At 42.3% G+C, this 21,228-nt stretch carries 18 protein-coding genes; 14 read left to right on the forward strand and 4 right to left on the reverse strand.

Annotation, left to right across the window (positions count from 1 at the left end):
• Nucleotides 1-67 precede the first annotated feature (67 nt).
• The 3 genes from tgt to BLQ81_RS06490 are packed head-to-tail and all read left to right on the forward strand — an operon-like array spanning nucleotide 68 to nucleotide 3,191.
• Complete coding sequence (gene tgt / locus BLQ81_RS06480; protein ID WP_092729169.1) at nucleotides 68-1,198, forward strand: tRNA guanosine(34) transglycosylase Tgt; 1,131 nt, start codon at nucleotides 68-70, stop codon at nucleotides 1,196-1,198.
• A 1-nt stretch (nucleotide 1,199) separates the two neighbouring features.
• Complete coding sequence (locus tag BLQ81_RS06485) at nucleotides 1,200-2,273, forward strand: LptF/LptG family permease (protein ID WP_092729136.1); 1,074 nt, start codon at nucleotides 1,200-1,202, stop codon at nucleotides 2,271-2,273.
• On the forward strand, nucleotides 2,274-3,191 hold the full coding sequence (locus BLQ81_RS06490; protein ID WP_092729137.1) for a DMT family transporter: 918 nt from the start codon (nucleotides 2,274-2,276) through the stop codon (nucleotides 3,189-3,191).
• Nucleotides 3,192-3,194: 3 nt separating this feature from the next.
• Here the strand turns inward: BLQ81_RS06490 and BLQ81_RS06495 are convergent, their stop codons facing one another.
• Complete coding sequence (locus tag BLQ81_RS06495) at nucleotides 3,195-3,431, reverse strand: type II toxin-antitoxin system PemK/MazF family toxin (RefSeq protein ID WP_245693193.1); 237 nt, start codon at nucleotides 3,429-3,431, stop codon at nucleotides 3,195-3,197.
• 445 nt (nucleotides 3,432-3,876) lie between these two features.
• On the opposite strand from BLQ81_RS06495, the gene BLQ81_RS06500 reads away from it, so the two are divergent.
• Both BLQ81_RS06500 and BLQ81_RS06505 read left to right on the forward strand, forming a co-directional pair.
• Nucleotides 3,877-4,995, forward strand: coding sequence for a hypothetical protein (locus tag BLQ81_RS06500; RefSeq protein ID WP_092729138.1), 1,119 nt, complete (start codon nucleotides 3,877-3,879; stop codon nucleotides 4,993-4,995).
• Between the two features lie 5 nt (nucleotides 4,996-5,000).
• Complete coding sequence (locus BLQ81_RS06505; protein WP_139183573.1) at nucleotides 5,001-5,528, forward strand: hypothetical protein; 528 nt, start codon at nucleotides 5,001-5,003, stop codon at nucleotides 5,526-5,528.
• Nucleotides 5,529-5,576: 48 nt separating this feature from the next.
• Here BLQ81_RS06505 and ispE read toward each other — a convergent pair whose 3' ends face one another.
• Entirely contained in the window at nucleotides 5,577-6,383 is an 807-nt protein-coding gene (ispE, locus tag BLQ81_RS06510) for a 4-(cytidine 5'-diphospho)-2-C-methyl-D-erythritol kinase (protein WP_092729140.1), read from the reverse strand.
• A gap of 526 nt (nucleotides 6,384-6,909) precedes the next feature.
• Here ispE and ilvD point away from each other — a divergent pair.
• From ilvD to leuB, 9 genes are all read left to right on the forward strand, one after another.
• Nucleotides 6,910-8,598, forward strand: a complete 1,689-nt coding sequence (ilvD, locus tag BLQ81_RS06515; RefSeq protein WP_092729141.1) for a dihydroxy-acid dehydratase — start codon at nucleotides 6,910-6,912, stop codon at nucleotides 8,596-8,598.
• A 4-nt stretch (nucleotides 8,599-8,602) separates the two neighbouring features.
• Nucleotides 8,603-10,297: a biosynthetic-type acetolactate synthase large subunit gene (ilvB, locus tag BLQ81_RS06520; protein ID WP_245693194.1), complete on the forward strand. Its 1,695-nt coding sequence runs from the start codon at nucleotides 8,603-8,605 to the stop codon at nucleotides 10,295-10,297.
• A gap of 9 nt (nucleotides 10,298-10,306) precedes the next feature.
• Entirely contained in the window at nucleotides 10,307-10,807 is a 501-nt protein-coding gene (ilvN, locus tag BLQ81_RS06525; RefSeq protein WP_092729142.1) for an acetolactate synthase small subunit, read from the forward strand.
• A 48-nt stretch (nucleotides 10,808-10,855) separates the two neighbouring features.
• Nucleotides 10,856-11,899: a ketol-acid reductoisomerase gene (gene ilvC / locus BLQ81_RS06530; protein WP_092729143.1), complete on the forward strand. Its 1,044-nt coding sequence runs from the start codon at nucleotides 10,856-10,858 to the stop codon at nucleotides 11,897-11,899.
• A gap of 19 nt (nucleotides 11,900-11,918) precedes the next feature.
• A complete protein-coding gene (locus tag BLQ81_RS06535; protein ID WP_092729144.1) occupies nucleotides 11,919-13,427 on the forward strand; it encodes a 2-isopropylmalate synthase in 1,509 nt (502 codons plus the stop codon).
• 2 nt (nucleotides 13,428-13,429) lie between these two features.
• Nucleotides 13,430-14,836: a 3-isopropylmalate dehydratase large subunit gene (gene leuC / locus BLQ81_RS06540; protein ID WP_092729145.1), complete on the forward strand. Its 1,407-nt coding sequence runs from the start codon at nucleotides 13,430-13,432 to the stop codon at nucleotides 14,834-14,836.
• 114 nt (nucleotides 14,837-14,950) lie between these two features.
• Nucleotides 14,951-15,541 carry a 3-isopropylmalate dehydratase small subunit gene (gene leuD, locus BLQ81_RS06545; RefSeq protein ID WP_092729146.1) on the forward strand — a complete coding sequence of 197 codons (591 nt, stop codon included), beginning with the start codon at nucleotides 14,951-14,953 and terminating at the stop codon, nucleotides 15,539-15,541.
• A 12-nt stretch (nucleotides 15,542-15,553) separates the two neighbouring features.
• Complete coding sequence (locus BLQ81_RS06550; RefSeq protein WP_092729147.1) at nucleotides 15,554-17,137, forward strand: alpha-isopropylmalate synthase regulatory domain-containing protein; 1,584 nt, start codon at nucleotides 15,554-15,556, stop codon at nucleotides 17,135-17,137.
• Entirely contained in the window at nucleotides 17,106-18,173 is a 1,068-nt protein-coding gene (gene leuB, locus BLQ81_RS06555; protein WP_092729148.1) for a 3-isopropylmalate dehydrogenase, read from the forward strand. The genes BLQ81_RS06550 and leuB overlap by 32 nt, the downstream gene beginning before the upstream one ends.
• Nucleotides 18,174-18,204: 31 nt before the next feature.
• On the opposite strand, the gene BLQ81_RS06560 is transcribed toward leuB, so the two are convergent.
• Both BLQ81_RS06560 and BLQ81_RS06565 read right to left on the reverse strand, forming a co-directional pair.
• Nucleotides 18,205-20,823 carry an HD domain-containing protein gene (locus BLQ81_RS06560; RefSeq protein WP_092729149.1) on the reverse strand — a complete coding sequence of 873 codons (2,619 nt, stop codon included), beginning with the start codon at nucleotides 20,821-20,823 and terminating at the stop codon, nucleotides 18,205-18,207.
• A gap of 87 nt (nucleotides 20,824-20,910) precedes the next feature.
• Nucleotides 20,911-21,201, reverse strand: a complete 291-nt coding sequence (locus tag BLQ81_RS06565) for a nucleotidyltransferase family protein (protein WP_092729150.1) — start codon at nucleotides 21,199-21,201, stop codon at nucleotides 20,911-20,913.
• Nucleotides 21,202-21,228 lie beyond the last annotated feature (27 nt).

The following is a 21,228-nucleotide window of genomic DNA, read 5'->3' on the forward strand; positions in this document are numbered from 1 at the left end:
AGTGGATATTTTTGCCAGCAATTCGGAACAGTTTGTATATGAGTGCTGCGGCCTCAGAAATTTAGATATGAAGTTTACCCTAAGGAAGAAAGATTTACAGACAAAAGCGCGAACAGGGACACTTTTTACTGATCATGGGGAAATTCAAACCCCGATTTTTATGCCTGTCGGAACCGCTGCCACAGTAAAGGCCGTGCATCAGCGTGAACTAAAAGAAGATATCAAGGCTCAGATTATTCTTGGCAATACCTACCATCTGTATCTCAGACCGGGGCTTGACATTCTTGAAAAAGCTGGTGGGCTTCATAAATTCAACGGCTGGGAACGCCCCATTCTGACAGATAGCGGTGGATATCAGGTGTTTTCGCTTTCCGGTACCCGGAAAATCAAAGAGGAAGGCGTCACCTTCAAATCCCACATCGACGGATCCAAGCATGAGTTTACTCCGGAAAATGTGATGGACATCCAGCGAACCATCGGAGCAGATATTATTATGGCTTTTGACGAATGCACACCCTACCCATGCGAATATGGCTATGCCCGCAATTCCATGGAAATGACCCATCGTTGGTTGACTCGCTGCATCGATCGCTTTGATTCCACAGAGGGGAAATATGGATACAGACAGACTTTTTTCCCAATTGTGCAGGGATCGGTTTATAAGGATTTGCGAAAGCAAAGTGCGGAATTTATCGCTGCTCAAGGTAGGGAAGGGAATGCGATAGGAGGGCTTTCGGTAGGTGAGCCTGCCGAAATGATGTATGAAATGACCGAACTGGTCACGGATATTTTGCCTGCTGACAAGCCTCGCTACCTGATGGGAGTGGGGACGCCCGCGAATATCCTGGAATGCATCGCCCTTGGTGTGGATATGTTTGACTGCGTGATGCCGACCAGAAATGCCCGAAACGGAATGCTATTCACCTCAGAGGGAATTATCAATATCCGCAATGAAAAATGGAAAGACGATTTCAGCCCGATTGATCCGGCGATTGGGAATTATGCGAGTACTTTTTACTCAAAAGCTTACCTTCGTCACTTGACTGTTTCCAAAGAAATCCTTGCAGCACAGATTGCCAGCATTCATAATCTTGCTTTTTACCTTTGGCTAGTCGGGCAGGCGAGAGAACATATCCAAGCCGGTGATTTTGCCGTTTGGAAAGATCAGATGGTGAAAAAAGTGAGCACTAGACTTTAAAATGAAGATTCTCGACAAACTGATCATTAAGGAATTTTTGAAGACCTACTTTTTTGTGGTGGTCATGCTGATCCTGATTGTGTTGGTTTTGGACTTCACAGAGAAGAATGATACCTATATCAGAAATGCTGTGCCTGCAGGAGAGATTCTCCGATACATGGGCAATTATGGCTTGTACCTAAATAACCTCCTGACTCCGATCACGGTATTTATTGCGGTTATTTTCATCACTTCCAAGATGGCCGGACGGACTGAAATCATTGCCATTTTGAGTTCGGGGGTGAGCTTTGTCCGATTGCTTAGACCGTTTCTGTTTGCAGCGGCCATGATCGGAGCAATCAGTTTCTTGCTGAATGGTTGGGTTTTGCCTGTGGCAACCGGCGGTGTTACTAAATTTAGGATCGCCTATTTGAACAAAGGCAATGCTTCGACTGATCCCAATATTCACATTAAGGTAGGTCCTGACTCGTATGCCTTTCTGACGCGATTTTACAAAACTAGCAATACAGGATATAGCTTTACTTTGGAAGAAATCCGTGACGGTCAGTTGTTATCTAAGCTTTCTTCGGACAGAATTCAATGGGACACTGCAAAAAATGTTTGGAGACTGGAAAACTGGCGGCTTCGCAAACTTCAGGAAAGAGGGGAAGATTATACTGTGGGAGAAAGTTTGGATACAGTTTTATCCATCACTCCGGCGGACTTTGATTTGCCTGAAAATCATCATGAGACCCTCAAGCTTCCCGAGCTTACCCGTCAAATCAAGATTTTGGAAGATCGTGGAGCGGATAATGTGAGCTTCTACCGAATCGAGCGTTATGTGCGGTTTATGTCTCCTTTTGCGGCATTGATTTTGACTTTCATAGGGGTGATTATGTCTGCGAGGAAGACCCGTGGAGGATCAGGATTCCAGATTGCGATGGGATTTTTATTGGCTTTTGTGTATATCCTGTTGTTCATTCTTTCCAGAACTTTTGCAGAGACAGGCTCCCAATATCCGATACTTTCAGTTTGGTTACCCAACATCGTCTTTGCGCTTACCGGTTTGGTGCTTTATAAAACCGTACCCAGGTAGATGTTGATCCGACGGACTGTCAAAGATTATTTAATTCTCCATTTCATTGTGTTGATCTGGGGTTTTACGGCCATTTTGGGGCTTTTGATCAGCCTCCCTTCGCTGGAGTTGGTGTTTTATCGGACACTCATTGCGGCAGTGGGAGTGGCGGGCATGGTCTATTTCAAAAAGGAGTCTCTTGTTGTTTCCCCCTCTCAGATCATAAAAATTATGGGAGTTGGGATTTTGATTTCGCTTCACTGGATCACCTTTTTCTGGTCTGCGAGATTAGCTACGGCCTCAGTCTGCCTTGCAGGAATGGCCACCACCTCACTTTGGACTGCTTTTATCGAGCCATTAGTCAATCGTACCAAAATAAAATGGTATGAAGTTGTATTAGGAGTTATAGTGATTTCCGGATTGCTGGTGATTTTCCAGTTTGAATCAGGCTATTGGTTGGGTCTTTCTATAGCCTTGATTTCAGCATTTTTGGCGGCTTTGTTTTCCGTGCTAAATGGGCGATTGTCCCGGCGCCATACTCCCTACCAAATCACGTTTTATGAGATGCTTGCCGCCTGTCTTTTTGCCTTAGTGATGCTGCCGTTTTTTTCCGAACTGATGACTGATCAAAAAGCCATTCAATGGGCTTGGACCGGTTGGGATTGGCTTTGGTTATTAATTTTGGGAGTGATTTGTACTGTTTATCCTTTTTCAATTACTGTCGAATTAATGAAAAGGCTTCCGGTCTTTTCAATAAACCTAACAATGAATCTCGAGCCTGTCTATGGAATAGTACTGGCAGTTTTGATTTTGGGAGAAAGCGAAAAAATGACACCCCAGTTTTATCTGGGGACTCTGATTATCCTGATTTCGGTTTTGATTTATCCGGTTTTGAACTACTGGAATAAGCGAAGGAAAGCCGTACGGACACTCGGCTGATTTTTAAAGTGTGGTAATGTCTTGAAGCGTGACAAGTGCTGTCCGCAATTCCTCTTTTGAGACCTCTCCAATTTTTTCAATCAGCCGATCTTTTGAGATGGAGCGGATATGAAAAACCATCAGTTCAAACTCCGATTTCAGTCCATTTTCAGCCGAAGGCTTTAAAATCGGATTTCCCTGATAGTATTTGATTTTGGAAGTCAGCGGGGCAGTGATGGCTACAGGCTGAAATTTGTTCATCAAGTTGCCCTCAGGATTACTTCGAACCTTCTACCAGCTTGCTAAGAACCGATGACAGGGTTCAAATCAGACATCCAGAACTCATCCTGCTTTTTTTATTGCATTAAACTCTAGCTGATCCTGAAAAATAAATATAAAATAATATATGTGTAATATAAATATTTAAATATAAATTGAATTAATTTGGTTTTAAAAGTTATTTTAAATTAAAATTTGAAAATGTATTTATTTTGATTAAAATTGTAGTGAAACTTTTAAACGAAATTTTTATGAAAACAAATTTTCAATTATCAAATTCTCTCTCTCTCTCTCCCTCTCTCTCTTTATTTTTCTATTAGGGATAACTTCCTGTCAAGAAATTCCTGAGGCTAGTCAGGTATCGAGTAAGCAAAGTGAAGAGCTCTTTTCGGCGAAGAACCCTGAATATGAATCTAAATTAAAGCACTTGTCCCTTTTCATTGGGCATGTATTTCAAGATCCAAATGCAAGGGCTGAACTATTTGCAACGTCAAAAATTGAGGGGAATCAAGGTGAAATTTCTATCGATTTAGCTCATCTTTTTGAGACTGGAGTTAATCCTGTGGCAAAAAAGAAATCAGCCATTGTGGACTCATTTAGTAGGTTCAGGACTTCGAAAATATCTTCGACAACACTCTATTCGATAGAGGAACTAATTGCGTTTATTAAGGAGAATAAAATAGGTATAGTGGCTCCATATCTTGCGGAAAACTTTGAGGAGTCCTCTTTAAGTCAGTTGACAGTTTCTTGGTGGTCTCAAGAATTTGAAGACTGGAACCTAAATAAAGATCAAGAATGGCTAGGAGAAACAAAAGCTAGAATGGTTGATTTTGGAAATAATAGTGTTGAATCCAATGGTCAACAGGATTTTTTTGTGAGTGATGAGTATGCAAAAAAGAATCCCACTATCGTATTAGGCGCATTTGATTTTGGGAATGAAAGTGGGAAAGAAAATACGAAATCAACATCGGGAGAAAATTTTGCAGTTCAAAATTTTGTTAATTCTGCCAATTGCCAAGATCTAAATCAAAACAGTGTCGTTAGGCTCTTAATGCCTGAATTAAATCTGACAAGTTCAATTAGAGCATGGCCACATCCAGATAGACTGACTTTAATTATAGTGTTAGGGACTAATCCAGGTGGAAGTGCCTCAGCTAACACAATTTTCTTTGAGTTGGAAATAAAGAGAGGTGATACAGGTGAATGGAGAACTAGTCCTAGTTCATTTATTATTAATAATTGGGAGGATCGACAAGTTGATATGGCAATGGTATTATTTAATAGAAGACCATCAAATAGTGAAACAACGCAGGTGTCCGTAATTATAAAGATTAATTCTGCAGGACAGACTGAATCGCAAGTGACTACCGTAGGTGGCTGGAATTATTCTCAATTACATTTTAGGCAAACATTTAATAAGTGCGGTACCATAAATAATCCTTTCACTGATAGAGGATTCGGACAAAGGTCCTATTTGGGGGTCAACTATGGAGTTGAAAGATTTGGAAAATTTCAATTTTATTTAGTCCCTCAAATTCAGTTGTAATGAAAATGTCTAGAATTATTGCATCATTTATCGTTCTCTTTATTTTTCACTTAAATGGGTTTGCTCAAGAAAACAAATTTGACTTTCAGTTGTCTGGTGGATATTTAAGCCAAATCAATACTCCAAGATCTGCAAGCCCAGTACAATATGGAGGCTTTGTAGGTATTGGTGTATTCAAAGAATCAAAAATAGGAAGGCTGAACATTGATTTAAATCTCAATTACTTAAGCAAGCATTCTCCTAAGGAATTAAGAATAAATAATTATGAGGGCTTTAGTCTTAAGGGACAGGCTAATTACTTATTGAAGATTTTTCCTATTAGTGAAAGTTATCTTTTCCTTGGTCCAGGCGTTGCGATCCACCAACCCTTAAAGAGTAATGCAGACTTTAATGGTCCCAGTTTTGGAGCAAATGGTAAGGTCATGGCACCTGTAAAACTTTCTGGTATTTTGTTTTACTTAACTTATGATTTAGACTATCTCACAGGTCCAGGGTTTTGGAGAAATAGTGTAGGAATAAGTTTAAGGCCTTAAATTAATCTTGGCGGGTTTACTTCCCGTCAAGATTCTTTCTCAATTCTGTCAGATTTTTTGCTCAAAACGAAAGTAGGCCTTTTCAAAACTCAAATTCCCAGGCTTTTCCACAAACAATCCAAACACACTCGATCCCGAACCCGACATTGCTGAATAGAACGCTCCGGCATCATACATTTTTTCTTTAATCTCAGCTATTTCGGGATGGTTTTTGAAAATACTCGGTTCAAAGTCATTCACCAGTTCCGCTTTCCAGCGGCTTCGGTCAGCCAACACCTCCTCCAATTTTACTTTTGGCGGAGCTGGAGTTACGCCTGCGTAGGCTTCTTTGGTTCCAACATGAATTCCCGGATTTATTAAAACAATGTAGGTTCCTTTTAGTGAAAGATCAATTGGTTCTAATATTTCACCTCTGCCTCGGGCGATTTTCGGAGTGTTTTCGATAAAAAATGGGCAATCGCTACCCAGTTGAGCCGCATATTCTTCCAAGAAAAAATCATCCAAGTGAAGATCAAAGAGGTTATTCATCAAATTCAGGGCAAAAGCTCCGTCCGCAGACCCTCCACCGAGTCCTGCGCCCATCGGGATGTTTTTATGCAGATGGATATTTAAATTGGGCAGTCCCTGAAAGTCTTTTCTCAGGAGTTTTTCCGCTTTCAAGATCAAATTATCTTTTGGATCACCGGGGATGTCCAATCCAGAGGAATTCCAATTCGGATTTTTGTCGAGAATCATTTCCAATGCATCGAATAGGGGGATCGGAACCATGCAAGTTTCGATGTCATGGTAACCGTCCTTTCGTTTTGCAGTGATGTGTAGTCCTAGATTTATTTTTGCGTTTGGGAAGGTGATCATTGGATGAAGGTGTTTTGACAAAATTAATTGAATTTCGGTGAATGAGTTTTTCAATCGTGGTTTGAAAAATCTCTAATGTTTCCATCATTTTTTAGCTTTTTGACAGCATATCATTTTTTTTCTTATTTAAAAGAGAATAAATTTTCAATTATTTTGAAATTACTTGAATTCGATACAAAATTTTGAAACACCCTCCTTTTTCCTACTATTCTTAAAAAATGATTTTGAATATACCATAAAAACAAAATAATATTTGTTAATAAATATTTAACTATAGTATTTATGTCTGTGAAAATTGAATTGTAGAGAATTAAATATTGTAAGTCTCGTGAATGGGTTTTAATATTGTCATGTGATTCTTTATCGAAGCATTAAACCTCAAACCTAACCATGTACCTATCGGTCTTCTTGCTAAGCTTTATTATTCTCATCGGATTTTCGAAGTGAGGCACTAGACTATTTATAAAACAGCATATAAATCTAAAGTGTCTCACTCAAATGGGACACTTTTTTGTTTTTCAGACCTATGAACCAGAACAACCTTAAGAAATACAGTTGGGAAATCAGCGACAATGACGAGCATCCGGCAGGAAAAGCGATGCTTTATGCCACCGGCTTGAGCGATAAAAAAATGAAACAGCCATTTGTAGGGGTAGCCAGTTGTGGCTATGAAAGTAATCCCTGCAATATGCACTTGAATGACTTTGCCGGTCTGATCAAAAACTCCTCCCAGGAATACGATCTGACCGGTTTGGTTTTTAATACCATCGGGATTTCGGACGGGACTTCTATGGGAACTTTGGGAATGCGCTATTCCCTGGTCTCCAGAGAGATTATTGCCGACTCCATCGAATCTTTTATCCTTGGGCACTCTTTTGATTCCTGCATCGCTGTGGCGGGCTGCGATAAAAACATGCCCGGAGTCATCATGGGTATGATCCGCATCAACCGGCCCGCGATCATGGTCTATGGGGGCACCATAGCTTCGGGGCTATACAAGGGCGAAAAATTAAATATCGTTTCCGCGTTTGAAGCTTTTGGGAAAAAAATACAGGGCTCCATCTCCGCGGAAGATTATGACGGGGTGATCCGAAATGCATGCCCGGGGGCCGGTGCCTGTGGAGGAATGTACACTGCGAATACCATGTCTTCGGCAATCGAGGCGATGGGGATGTCTTTGCCTTACTCCGCTTCCTATCCGGCCAATTCTCCTGAAAAGCTACGTGAGTGCAGGGAAGTCAGCAAGTACATGCGGATACTTTTGGAAAAAGACATCAAGCCAAGTGATATCATCACCCGAAAAAGTATTGAAAATGCTGTTCGTGTAGCTATTGCCTTGGGCGGAAGCACCAATGCGGTACTGCATATTCTGGCTATTGCCCGAACAGCCAGAGTTGATTTTTCACTTCAGGACTTTAAAGCTTTGAATGCCAAGACCCCGATGATCGGAGACTTCAAGCCATCGGGCAAGTTCCTGATGGAAGATCTCCATGAGCAAGGCGGGTTACCGGCTTTCATGAAATACTTCCTCGATAAAGGTTACCTCCATGGAGATTGCATGACCGTGACAGGAAGGACATTGGCTGAAAATCTTGAGCATGTTCAAGCGATTGTTCCCTCTTCTGTCAATGTAATACACCCCATCGAGTCGCCAATTAAAGAAACAGGGCACCTGTGTATTTTGGCGGGCAATCTGGCTCCGGAAGGTGCTGTGGCTAAAATTACCGGTAAGGAAGGGCGTTTGTTCACCGGTCCGGCAAGAGTATTTGATTCGGAATTGGAAGCAAACAACGCCATTCGTGATCATCAGGTCAAGGCAGGGGATGTGGTGGTCATTCGTAATGTAGGCCCCAAGGGTGCACCGGGGATGCCGGAGATGTTAAAGCCGACTTCTATGATCATTGGGGCGGGTTTGGGTGCTGATGTGGCTTTAATTACCGATGGACGCTTCTCCGGTGGAACGCACGGATTTGTGGTAGGACACGTGACCCCTGAAGCCTGGTGCGGTGGCCCTATCGGATTATTGCATGACGATGATCTGATCACCATTGATACAGACAATCAGCTTCTTAGCGTCCGGGTGAGTGAGCAGGAATTTGCCGAACGTAAAAAAACATGGTCTCCAAAATCCATCGACGGACTTCAGGGGACACTCAAAAAGTACAATAAACTTGTGTCAACCGCATCTGAAGGTTGCGTTACCGATAAATTCTAATTCTATGAAGGATTCGATGGTCAGAGGAGCAGACATTGTAGTGAGGTCAATCATTGCCGAAAACGCGGATATCATTTTTGGCTATCCCGGCGGAGCAATCATGCCAGTCTATGATGCCTTGTATGATTATCATGATCAGGTAAGGCACGTATTGACCCGTCATGAACAGGGAGCAATCCATGCGGCCCAGGGTTATGCCCGTGTATCCGGCAAAGTCGGTGTCTGCATTGCCACTTCTGGACCCGGAGCTACCAATCTGATCACCGGATTGGCTGATGCCCAGATCGACAGTACGCCTTTGGTATGTATCACAGGTCAGGTAGCGGCCCATTTACTTGGTACGGACGCTTTTCAGGAAACCGACGTAGTCGGAATTTCCATGCCGGGCACCAAATGGAATATTCAGGTTAGAAGGGTGGAGGATATAGCCCCTGCTATTGCAAGAGGCTTCTACATTGCCCGATCCGGGAGACCGGGACCGGTTTTGATCGATATTACCAAAAATGCCCAGGTAGATTTTGGAGAGTGGAACTATGTCCCATGCATGGGATTCAGATCTTATAAAACACATATTCCTGTGGATATTTCATTGATCCAACAGGCTGCTGAGCTTATAAATAATGCAGAACGACCTTATCTGCTATTTGGTCAGGGAGTAGTTTTGGGAAAAGCTGAGACAGAACTTAAGTTCTTCTTGGATAAATCAGGGATTCCGGCCGCCTGTACACTTTTGGGCTCAGGGGCAATACCCCAGGATCACCCCAATTATGTGGGTAAACTTGGAATGCACGGCAACTATGCCCCCAATCTATTGACTAACCAATGTGACGTGTTGATTGCCGTGGGAATGCGGTTTGATGATCGGGTTACAGGAGATTTGAAGCGCTATGCCAAGCAGGCCAAAGTAATTCATCTGGAGTTGGATAAGGCAGAAGTTAACAAAAATGTGAAGGCAGAAGTAGCTGTGATAGGCGATTGCAAAGAGAGTCTTTGCATGCTTACGGAAGCTATTCGGGAAAAGAAACACGATTCTTGGATGGGAAAATTCCGGGACTTGGAGCAGGAAGAAAAAGCTGCAGTTATGCAGTATGACATCACCCCGACCAAAGTTGGCCTTACAATGGGTGAAGTCATCCATCAGATCAACCAATACAAGGCTGATGACGCCGTTTTGGTAACCGACGTCGGACAGCATCAGATGATCGCATGGCGATACTTCAATTATAAAAAATCAAGAACCCAGGTGACTTCAGGCGGACTTGGCACAATGGGTTTCGCGCTTCCTGCGGCCTTGGGGGCTCAATTGCATGACTATTCCAGACAGGTAATCTGTGTAGTTGGTGATGGGGGAATACAGATGACCATTCAGGAATTGGGAACCATCATGCAGACTAAAGCACCGGTCAAGATTGTCCTGTTAAACAACAACTTCCTCGGCATGGTCCGTCAGTGGCAACAGATGTTCTTCGACAGACGCTATTCCTTCACTGAGCTTGACAATCCTGATTTTATCAAGATTGCTGAGGCATACAATATTCGAGCACAAAAAGTAACGGAGCGGACCGATCTGAAAGAAGCCATTGAGGACATGTTGATCCACGATGGACCGTTTTTCTTAGAGGTAGTGGTGGAGAAAGAAGACAATGTATTTCCAATGATTGCCACCGGTTGTTCGGTGGAAGAAGTCCGATTAAGCTAATTCTAACCTATGAAGAGATATACCATATTTGTCATCACAGAGAATTTCATCGGAATTCTCAACCGGATCACCATCATTTTTACAAGACGGGGGATAAATATCGATGCCTTGACTGCCTCAGAAAGCAGGATTCCGGGCATTCACCGAGTCACTATCGAAGTGACGGTCAACGAGGACACGGTGATTCAATTGGTCAATCAGATCGAGAAAATCATTGATGTGATCAAAGCCTTTTATCATGAAGATGAAGGCGTAGTCTATCAGGAAATCGCGCTATATAAAATCCCGGTTTCAAAACTTGACGGAGGATTGGAAAAGGTAATCCGTCAGCATAATGCGAAAATCATCGCTGCGGAGCCTGATTTCGTTGTCCTTGAACTCACAGGTCATAAAGAGCAAACCCAGGAATTACTGGAAATTCTGAAAGGCTATGGGCTTTTGGAGTTTGCCCGATCCGGTCGTGTGGCAGTCGCAAAGCGCATGCTCACCATCGAATCTTTCATCAAATAATATCTCAACCCCAGCATAATCAATCTATTAAATCAAATCTTAGAAAAAATGAAGTTAAAATTCGGCACAGTTGAAGAAAACGTAGTCACCAGGGACGAATTTCCTCTGGAAAAAGCCAGAGAAGTCCTCAAAAACGAAGTCATTGCGGTTTTAGGTTATGGAGTACAAGGTCCAGGACAGGCATTAAACCTGAAAGACAATGGATTCAACGTGATTGTAGGCCAGCGAAAAGGTTCTAAGACTTGGGACAAGGCAGTTTCTGACGGATGGGTTCCCGGTGTCACACTTTTTGATTTGGAGGAAGCTTGCGAAAGAGGTACTATCCTTCAATTCTTGCTTTCAGATGCAGGTCAGATTGCCCTTTGGCCTACAGTGAAAAAACACCTGACTCCGGGCAAAGCACTTTATTTCTCTCATGGTTTTGGAGTGACTTACAAGGAAAAAACAGGAATCATTCCTCCGGCAGATGTAGATGTAATTTTGGTTGCACCAAAAGGATCAGGTACGTCCTTGAGAAGAATGTTCGTAGAAGGCCGAGGATTGAATTCTTCCTATGCGATTTTCCAAGATGGTACTGGCAAAGCCAAAGACCGAGTAATTGCACTGGGTATAGGCGTTGGATCCGGATACTTGTTCGAAACTGATTTCTATAGAGAAGTAACTTCTGATTTGACCGGAGAAAGAGGAACCTTGATGGGCGCCATTCAGGGAATCTTCGCGGCGCAGTATGAGGTATTGAGAGCAAATGGTCACACTCCTTCTGAAGCATTCAACGAGACTGTGGAAGAATTGACCCAGTCCCTGATGCCTTTGGTAGCAGAGAACGGTATGGACTGGATGTATGCCAATTGCTCTACGACAGCTCAAAGAGGTGCATTGGATTGGTGGAAGCCCTTCCGTGATGCGACTAAGCCGGTTTTTGAAAAACTTTATGAATCTGTAAAATCTGGTCAAGAAGCACAGAAATCTATCGATTCTAACTCCAAAGCTGATTATAGAGAAAAACTTGAGGCAGAATTGAAAGAATTGCGTGAGTCTGAAATGTGGCAGGCCGGTGCGGTCGTCCGTCAGTTGAGACCAGAAAATAATTAAACCCCAACCCCCTAAGATTATGAGTGACAAGCTGTGGATTTTTGATACGACCCTGAGAGATGGGGAACAAGTGCCCGGGTGTCAGCTGAATACCCAGGAAAAGATTGTGGTAGCTAAAGCTTTGGAGGCTTTAGGAGTGGATATTATCGAGGCAGGATTTCCGATTTCCAGCCCGGGTGATTTCAATTCCGTGTTAGAAATCTCCAAGGCTGTGTCCAACCCGATCATTTGTGCGCTCTCCAGAGCGGTAGAAAAAGATATTGACGTAGCTGCTCGGTCACTCAAATTCGCAAAAAGGGGCCGAATTCATACCGGAATAGGTGTTTCCCCATACCATATCCAGTTCAAACTTCGATCCACTCCCGAGGATATCATTGCACGGGGAGTTGCTGCGGTAAAGTATGCAAGGCGATTTGTGGATGATGTGGAATTCTATGCTGAGGATGCCGGACGATCTGAGCCGGATTTCCTTTGCCGAATCATCGAAGAAGTGATCAAAGCCGGAGCAACAGTGGTCAATATTCCTGATACGACGGGGTATTGTCTTCCAGAGCAGTATGGTGCGATCATTGCAAATTTGAAAAATAATGTGCCAAACATTGACCGTGCGATCATTGCAACGCACTGCCACAATGACTTGGGAATGGCCACAGCCAATACTGTTGCCGGGGTTCAGCATGGTGCCCGGCAAGTGGAGGTCACCATCAACGGTATCGGCGAACGGGCAGGAAACACCTCGCTTGAGGAAGTGGTCATGGCGATCAAATGCCATAAATCGATACCTGTGTACACCAATATCGTAACACCAAAAATCTATCAGACCAGCCGTTTGGTTTCCAAACTGATGAATATGCCGGTTCAGCCCAACAAGGCGATTGTGGGAAGAAATGCATTTGCACACTCTTCCGGCATTCACCAGGACGGCGTATTGAAGCATAGAGAAAACTATGAAATCATCGACCCGAAAGAAGTCGGTGTGGACGAGTCTACTATCGTTTTGACAGCCAGGTCAGGTCGTGCAGCGCTAAAGCACCACTTGGATGCCTTGGGCGTCGAGCTCGAAGGCGAAGAATTGAGAGAGGTTTACGAGGCCTTCCTGATTTTGGCGGATAGCAAAAGAGACATCGGTCGAAAAGACCTTTTGGGCTTGGTCGGCAAATACATGGAGGATTCTAACTTTATCGAATTGGAAAAAGTGAGCTACTCATCCAATGGACAGGTCAGTGCCCATGTTACGCTGAAAATCGGAACAGAGACCCACCAGTCCTCTTCCTCAGGAGTAGGCCCGGTAGATGCTGTTTTGAAAGCTATCGAAAAAATCGCCAAGCCCGAGGTTGAACTCGAGGAATTTCTTATCCAGGCTATCACTCACGGAAGTGACGATGTGGCCAAAGTTCACATGAGATTAATCAAAGGAGAAAAACCGTACTATGGCTTTGCTTCCAATGCCGATATTGTCCTGGCATCTGCCCAGGCTTTCGTCGACGCACTTAATAAAATACCGGTCAAAGAATATGCGACTGCCTAATTATGGAAAAGACAACACTATTTGATAAAATATGGGATTCGCACGTGGTCAAATCCGTACCTGCAGGTCCTGACGTGTTCTTCATCGATAAGCATTTTATTCATGAGGTGACTTCTCCTGTAGCCTTCCTAAACCTAGAAAAGCGTGGAATCGGCGTAAAAAATCCAAACCGAACAGTCGCAACTCCCGATCACAACGTCCCTACAGTCGATCAGGATCAGACGATCAAAGACAAACTTTCGCGCATGCAAGTGGAGCGGCTTCGTGAAAACTGTGCGAAATACAGGATCGAACTGCATGACTTGGGCTCTGCACATCATGGCATTGTACACGTGATCGGACCGGAATTGGGAATCACTCAGCCGGGAATGACGATTGTCTGTGGGGATTCACATACATCCACCCACGGAGCTTTTGGAGCCATTGCTTTTGGTATCGGGACTTCTGAGGTAGAAATGGTTTTGGCTACGCAATGCATCATGCAATCCAAAGCCAAGAAAATGCGAATCTCGGTAAACGGAACGCTTGGACCGGGTGTGACTTCCAAAGACATCATTCTCTATATCATTTCTAAAATTTCCGCTGCCGGAGCCACAGGGTACTTTGTGGAATATGCTGGATCTGCGATCCAAAGTCTGTCGATGGAAGCTAGAATGACCATCTGTAACATGTCAATTGAGATGGGTGCACGTGGAGGCTTGATTGCTCCTGACGAGACGACTTTCAATTACCTCAAAGGAAAGCAATATGCTCCCAAAGGCGCAGATTGGGATAAAGCTGTGGCCTATTGGAAGACTCTGAAAACTGACGATGGAGCCGTTTTTGACAAGGAATTGGTGTTCGAAGCATCAGATATCGAACCGATGATTACCTACGGTACAAACCCGGGAATGGGAATCAAAGTAACCGAAAACATCCCTACAACTGAAGGAATGGAAGGTTCGAACAAAACTTCTTACCTGAAATCCCTTGAATATATGGGCTTTGCACCGGGCGAACCTGTCAAGGGTAAGTTGGTGGATTACGTATTTGTTGGTTCCTGCACCAATGGGCGAATCGAAGATATCCGATCCGTTGCTCAGTTTGTCAAAGGACACCAAAAAGCAGCTAACATTACAGCCTGGATCGTGCCCGGCTCACGTGAAGTGGAAAAAATGGCCCATGAAGAAGGCTTGGTGAAAATCTTGGAAGAAGCTGGATTTGAACTTCGTCAGCCAGGTTGCTCGGCTTGTCTTGCAATGAACGATGACAAAATTCCTTCGGGGAAATATGCGGTTTCGACTTCCAATCGGAACTTCGAGGGTCGTCAAGGTCCGGGTGCAAGAACGATGCTCGCATCCCCATTGACCGTGGCGGCTGTTGCCATTACCGGCAGAATCACCGATCCACGGGAAGTGTTTCAAAATTAAGTTTCTTGGTTATTAAGTTATTGGTTAAAAGTTATTTGTGTTTGGAATCAAAACTTCTTCCCCACATTTTATCCCACCAATAACCAATAACAATTAACTAATCTACCTAAAATTATGGCTTACGATAAATTTACAATCCTCAGAAGTACCGCAGTTCCCTTACCTACCGAAAATGTGGATACCGACCAAATCATTCCTGCCCGATTCCTGAAAGCAACCGAGCGAGAAGGGTTTGGTGACAACTTGTTCCGTGACTGGAGATACGATGTGGAAGGCAATCCCAAAAAAGATTTTGTCCTGAACGACCCAACTTATTCCGGTAAAATTCTGGTAGCTGGAAAGAACTTCGGTTCGGGTTCCAGCCGGGAGCATGCTGTTTGGGCGATCTACGATTACGGATTCCGATGTGTGGTTTCCAGCTTTTTCGCTGACATATTCAAAAATAACTGCCTGAATATCGGAGTACTTCCGGTGACGGTCTCTGCTGAATTTGCCAATAAACTATTCGCGGCAATTCAGTCGGATCCTTCCACTGAGATCGAGGTAAATCTACCCGAGCAAAAGATCAAACTCCTTTCCACGGGTGAATTTGAGTCTTTTGACATCAATGAATACAAAAAAGACAACATGACAAACGGGTTCGATGATATAGACTATTTGCTCAATATGTCTTCGGAAATCGATGCTTTTGCAGCATCTAATTAATCCATTTTACAAATGGAGTCGAAAAGAAGAATAGAAATTATGGATACCACGCTGAGGGATGGAGAACAGACCTCAGGGGTTTCCTTTTTGCCTTCTGAAAAGCTCCAGATTGCCAAACTTTTGCTCGAAGAGCTCAAAGTGGATCGAATCGAAGTGGCTTCTGCACGGGTTTCTGAAGGAGAACTGGAAGGAGTGCAGAAGATTACCCAATGGGCATCCCAAAAAGGCTACCTCGATCGGGTGGAGGTTTTGGGTTTTGTCGATACTCCTGTTTCAGTGAATTGGATATTGGAAGCTGGCGCAAAAGTGCTCAATCTCCTGACCAAAGGTTCCTTGAATCATTTGGTTCATCAACTGAAAAAGACTCCGGAACAGCATTTCGATGAAATTGCCAAAAGCATTGCTTTCGCTCAAAAAAACGGAATTGATGTCAATGTCTACCTCGAAGATTGGTCCAATGGCATGCGTAATTCCCCTGAATACACCCTATCGTTGATTGATTTTCTGACGCATCAGCAGGTTAAACGAATCATGTTGCCGGATACTTTGGGATTGTTGTCACCGGATGAAGTTCGGATTTTCTTCGATCAGATTTTGTCGAAATTTCCCGGCATCCATTTCGATTTTCATGCGCACAACGACTATGATCTTTCCGTCGCCAATGTGATGGAGGCAGTGTTGCATGGGGCGGCAGGAATCCATACTACGGTAAACGGCTTGGGAGAACGGGCCGGCAATGCCCCTCTGGAATCAGTGGTAGCGATGATCAAGGACTTCACCAAGCTGGAGATTGGAGTTCAGGAACAGAAAATTTTCCGGGTATCCAAGCTTGTAGAGCAGTTTTCGGGTCAGCACATCCCTGCTAACAAACCGGTAGTTGGGGAAAATGTATTCACCCAAACGGCAGGGATACATGCTGACGGAGACAACAAAAAAAATCTCTATTTCAACGATTTGATGCCGGAACGATTTGGTCGTCAGCGGAAATATGCCTTGGGAAAAACCTCCGGGAAAGCCAATATTCTCAAGAATCTGGAAGAATTGGGCATATCCTTGGAGAAAGACGAACTAACGCGTGTAACCCAGCGGATCATCGAATTGGGTGATAAGAAGGAGCGGGTGACAACCGAAGATCTGCCCTATATTATTTCAGATGTCCTGCAGAATAATTCCATCTCTAAAAATATCAGCATCGAAGGATACCACATGACCCATTCCAAGGGTTTGAAACCTTCGGTTCAGCTTCGGCTGAATGTCTATGGAAAATCCTACGATTCCACGGCTACGGGAGACGGGCAATACGACTCCTTTATGAAAGCGGTAAAAAAGATCTACAAATCCCTCAAAAAGGAACTTCCCAAATTGATTGATTATCATGTTTCCATTCCTCCAGGGGGAAAAACCGATGCCTTTGTGGAGACTGTGATCACTTGGGATTATGGAAAAATTTTCAAAACCAAAGGGCTTGACCCTGATCAAACTGTGGCTGCTATGATGGCCACTGAGAAAATGCTGAACATCCTCGAATCTTTTAACACAAATACAGAAAAAGAATCCACTTACTATGGAAATGAATATCGCGCTGTTGCCGGGTGACGGCATCGGCCCTGAGGTAATCGCTCAGGCAGTGAAAGTAGTCAAGGCCATCGGGCAAAAATTCGGTCATAAAATCACGTTCAAAGAAGGTCTTGTTGGAGCTTGTGCCATTGACGCTACAGGAGATCCTTATCCGGATGCTACGCACGAGATTTGTGCAGCATCTGACGCGGTGCTTTTCGGAGCCATCGGTGACCCGAAATACGACAATGATCCCAAAGCCAAAGTTCGGCCTGAGCAGGGATTGCTGAGAATGCGCCAAAAATTAGGCCTTTTTGCCAATGTCAGACCCACCTTTACTTTCCCTTCTCTGGTTCATAAGTCTCCCTTGAAATTGGATCGAGTTGATGGGGTGGATTTGGTGTTTTTCAGAGAATTGACAGGAGGGATTTACTTCGGAGAGCCAAGGGGCCGAAACGAGCAAGGAACCAAAGCGTTTGACACGAACATTTACAGCAAAGATGAAATCGTCCGCTTGGCAAGAATGGGTTTTGAAGCTGCGCAAAAAAGAAGAAAGCTCCTGACCTGTGTGGACAAAGCCAACGTGATGGCGACTTCCAGACTTTGGAGAGAAACCGTACAGGAACTTGCACCTGAATACCCGGATGTGAAAGTGGAATATGAATTTGTGGATGCCGTGGCGATGCGATTGATCCAATGGCCAAAGGCTTATGATGTCTTGATCACCGAAAACCTATTCGGAGACATCCTGACTGACGAAGCTTCAGTGATTTCAGGTTCCATGGGCTTGATGCCTTCTGCTTCTTTGGGTTCCAAAGTGAAGTTATTCGAACCGATTCACGGTTCGTATCCGCAGGCCGCAGGCAAAGACATTGCCAATCCATTGGGAACCGTGCTTTCCGCATCCATGATGTTTGATTATGCGTTTGGATTGACGGAGGAAGCGAAACTGATCAGCGATGTGGTCAATCTTTCCTTAGCCGAAGGGATTGTGACCGAAGATATCGCCGAAGGCGGCAAAGCCTACAAGACTTCTGAAGTCGGGGATTGGCTGGCAGCGAAAATTTTGGGGTAAAACTCTCAGATTTAAAAGCAATAAAACCACCTCAGGAATGGGGTGGTTTTTTAATTTTTTCTTTGGATGTTAAGAAAAGACAGTTGACATCAATATTTAATATATTTTTAGTGATGTTTTCTTTTAACTCGTATGTGGGGCAATAACCTAGCTCAATTATTTTTCTGTGAACACAATCAATAAGTCCTAGGTCATTTTTAGGGGCACCATTTTCGATTTTGAAAGAAAGGAGTTTGCAATTTTTTATAGGAACGTAAGTGGCAGTTTTTTCTATTTGAATTCTGCCAATATGTGTTTCTATATGGCCATTTTTAGACAATCCTGAAACAAAAAAACTAATAGGTAAAGTAAGTGAGAGATTTGCAATTTCTTCAAGTGTTAATATTTTAATTTGCCCATTTATCATTAAATGTAATTCCAGTATTTCGTAAGGATCAATTCCGAAAAAGTTAAAGGAACTTGCCGCATAGAATTTTTCTATTGGATTTAGTGTTTTGGTTTGCAATAACTTCATTTGCTCCTTCCCCCAATCCTCAATAGCTTGTTTACTTGCAGAGATTTTGTTAAAGTCCCTTTTTGCACTTTTCTCCGTAAAATTTACAAAGCCAATAAAATCATCACCTGATCGATTATGGGAGGAATGAATTAAGCCTCCAATAGTTTTAGAGCCTAGAAAATCATGGGAATTTAAACTTCTAGTACTAATTGCGGCAAGACCCATAACCTGATCATTTTCAATAATTGGTTTAACTCTATCAACATTCCTTGAGATATATTCAATGTTATTTAAATGAATTAGATATTTTGAAAAAGATATATCATTTAACCAATTTTCAATATTTAAATCAGAGCTTGTTATATCTCTATGAATTTTAGTAAGGTTGAATTTTGGAGTTTGAAGATAGACATCGACATCTAAACCAGCAACAATAGATCTTATGTAGTCTGAAATGTGAACTTTAAAATTTTCTTGGCCTACTCTATTTGCCTTAATCTCGATTTCTTCATTCTCATCGATATAATTTTCATTTAATTTGCAAATTATTTGGGTGCTTATTTGGGATCCAAAAGATGCGCTTTTCTCATTTGCTAATATTGGTCTTAAAGTAAAGCCATTTGGAAATTTTAGAGATTTAATTTTTTCTAAACCCTTATCCCAATTTCTAGAGTAGACTATAACTTTTTTTGAAATCATAAAAATAGAATAGAATCCTATTCCAAATTTCCCAATTGATTTGAATTCTGATGATCTAAGTCCTGGGAATTCACTCTTTACCAAATTTGAAGCCCAAAAGCTGGTACCGAAATCTAGAAGTGGACCTGTTAAAACCCGTTCTGACATTCCAATTCCATTGTCCTCAATAGTCAATATCGTTGTTTCTTCATCTTCAGAAATTTTAAGAGTTATTTTACCTACGAAATCAACATCAAAAATTTTTCTTGCTTTTATTGCATCTCTTGAATTTTGGATTAATTCCCTAATTACAATTCCAAATAAATCTGAACCTGATCCATATAGCATTTCTCCCCCAAGATTTTTTACCAGATTTTCGATATTACTTGCATGAACTTGGGCTGCACAGGGAGTCCAATTTTTTGTTTTGATAAATTTTGACATCTCAGAAGGTGAGTTAATACCTTCTATTGCTTTAATTTTAAAAGATGAGTTAGAGTTTTTTCCTTCAAGAATTTTATTGCTTGATCTAATTTCCTTTGATGCAATACAAATAGCGTCATATGCAATAAACCAGGAATTGTAATCGGTTTCTTCAAAATCTATAGTTGAAGTAAAAACAAGAGTTTCATTTTTGGGGTCGTTTGAGTATATATCTACATGGCCAAGTCTATTCTGTGCATTCCAATGGTCAAAAGATATTCCATTTCTCTTTAATAGGGCATGTAAAAAGTCGGGAGCTCTCCTGTTATCTATATGAATTGCATCTGCACATCTCAAAATGCAAGCAATTTTTAAGGGATCAATTCTCCACTCTCGTGGGAAGTTTGAAGGCGCATTAACTTGAGCATTGAATTCAAATGCTACTTTTTCAATGTTCCAATGATGGCTTGCAGCAATTTCTCCAATTAGTTTTCCAAGATGCGTTCTTAAGTTTACATCATCTAATAAAAATATTTGATCTTTTGTAGAAGGGGCTTGCCAAGATTTGTTAATTAGTTCTTTTGCCCTATTTGCATGTAAAATTCTTAATGTTTCGAAATCAGCTTCTTTTTCTATTTCCTCTTTTGATTTATTCTCCTGTCTTAACTCATTCTCTGATATTAAATCCTGATAACTATCTTTCCATTCAATTGTATCCCTTAAACCAGACATCCCATTTTCATATGCTTCATAGCTTAGGGCAGAATCATGAAGAAGGATTGAGGCACCTAGAATAAATCCTTCTAAAGGATTTATTTCGTAGGTTTCACCTATTAATATGCTTGCAGTATCCCAAAGTCCATCAAGATGTGAAATTTCATGTTGTGTTAAACCTGGAAGAGAGGCAGAAATTTTTGAGACTAAAAATTCCACATTGGATCTCATTTTATCATAAGAAGTTCTTAAAAGTTCTATCTGTTCTTTTTCAGTTTGTTTAATTTCATTCTTGCCTAATGTTTTTTTCCAGAGCAAGGTTTCTTTATAGTTGTTCATTTAAAATTTTTAAGTGGCGTTTTGAATTGTGAAAAAACTGATGTGTATTTGATTCATTTTTTAAAAAGGAAAGATTAGGATTACTAGTTAGACATAAATCAAATCCTCTTTTATCCTTTCAAAATATCGCTCTTTGATTCCTTTTTTGGAGACCAAATCGACTTTGATTCCAAGAATTTCCTCCAGTTCATCAGCTAATTCGATAAACTCGGAGCCTACTCGGCTATGAAACTCCACCATCAGATCAAGGTCACTTGTTAACTTTTGTTCATTACGGGCAAAAGAACCAAAAATCGCCAAGGTTTTGATAGGGGACTTTTCGAATAGTTCCTTTTTCCGGTCTTCCAATTTAGTTTTGATGTCCTTGGAGCTTTTCATGGTAAATGCTTAACAGTTTCATAAGTG

The organism is Algoriphagus alkaliphilus, from assembly GCF_900103735.1.
Taxonomy (GTDB): Bacteria; Bacteroidota; Bacteroidia; order Cytophagales; family Cyclobacteriaceae; genus Algoriphagus; species Algoriphagus alkaliphilus.

Excerpts from the sequence above, each read along its gene's own strand:
- BLQ81_RS06565 (WP_092729150.1), bottom strand. The coding sequence starts at position 21,201 with ATGAAAAGCTCCAAGGACATCAAAACTAAATTGGAAGACCGGAAAAAG.
- ilvC (WP_092729143.1), top strand. The coding sequence starts at position 10,856 with ATGAAGTTAAAATTCGGCACAGTTGAAGAAAACGTAGTCACCAGGGAC.
- ispE (WP_092729140.1), bottom strand. The coding sequence starts at position 6,383 with ATGATCACCTTCCCAAACGCAAAAATAAATCTAGGACTACACATCACT.
- leuD (WP_092729146.1), top strand. The coding sequence starts at position 14,951 with ATGGCTTACGATAAATTTACAATCCTCAGAAGTACCGCAGTTCCCTTA.
- ilvB (WP_245693194.1), top strand. The coding sequence starts at position 8,603 with ATGAAGGATTCGATGGTCAGAGGAGCAGACATTGTAGTGAGGTCAATC.
- leuC (WP_092729145.1), top strand. The coding sequence starts at position 13,430 with ATGGAAAAGACAACACTATTTGATAAAATATGGGATTCGCACGTGGTC.
- BLQ81_RS06550 (WP_092729147.1), top strand. The coding sequence starts at position 15,554 with ATGGAGTCGAAAAGAAGAATAGAAATTATGGATACCACGCTGAGGGAT.
- ilvD (WP_092729141.1), top strand. The coding sequence starts at position 6,910 with ATGAACCAGAACAACCTTAAGAAATACAGTTGGGAAATCAGCGACAAT.
- tgt (WP_092729169.1), top strand. The coding sequence starts at position 68 with ATGAAGTTTACCCTAAGGAAGAAAGATTTACAGACAAAAGCGCGAACA.
- ilvN (WP_092729142.1), top strand. The coding sequence starts at position 10,307 with ATGAAGAGATATACCATATTTGTCATCACAGAGAATTTCATCGGAATT.
- BLQ81_RS06495 (WP_245693193.1), bottom strand. The coding sequence starts at position 3,431 with ATGAACAAATTTCAGCCTGTAGCCATCACTGCCCCGCTGACTTCCAAA.
- leuB (WP_092729148.1), top strand. The coding sequence starts at position 17,106 with ATGGAAATGAATATCGCGCTGTTGCCGGGTGACGGCATCGGCCCTGAG.
- BLQ81_RS06505 (WP_139183573.1), top strand. The coding sequence starts at position 5,001 with ATGTCTAGAATTATTGCATCATTTATCGTTCTCTTTATTTTTCACTTA.
- BLQ81_RS06485 (WP_092729136.1), top strand. The coding sequence starts at position 1,200 with ATGAAGATTCTCGACAAACTGATCATTAAGGAATTTTTGAAGACCTAC.
- BLQ81_RS06535 (WP_092729144.1), top strand. The coding sequence starts at position 11,919 with ATGAGTGACAAGCTGTGGATTTTTGATACGACCCTGAGAGATGGGGAA.
- BLQ81_RS06490 (WP_092729137.1), top strand. The coding sequence starts at position 2,274 with ATGTTGATCCGACGGACTGTCAAAGATTATTTAATTCTCCATTTCATT.
- BLQ81_RS06560 (WP_092729149.1), bottom strand. The coding sequence starts at position 20,823 with ATGAACAACTATAAAGAAACCTTGCTCTGGAAAAAAACATTAGGCAAG.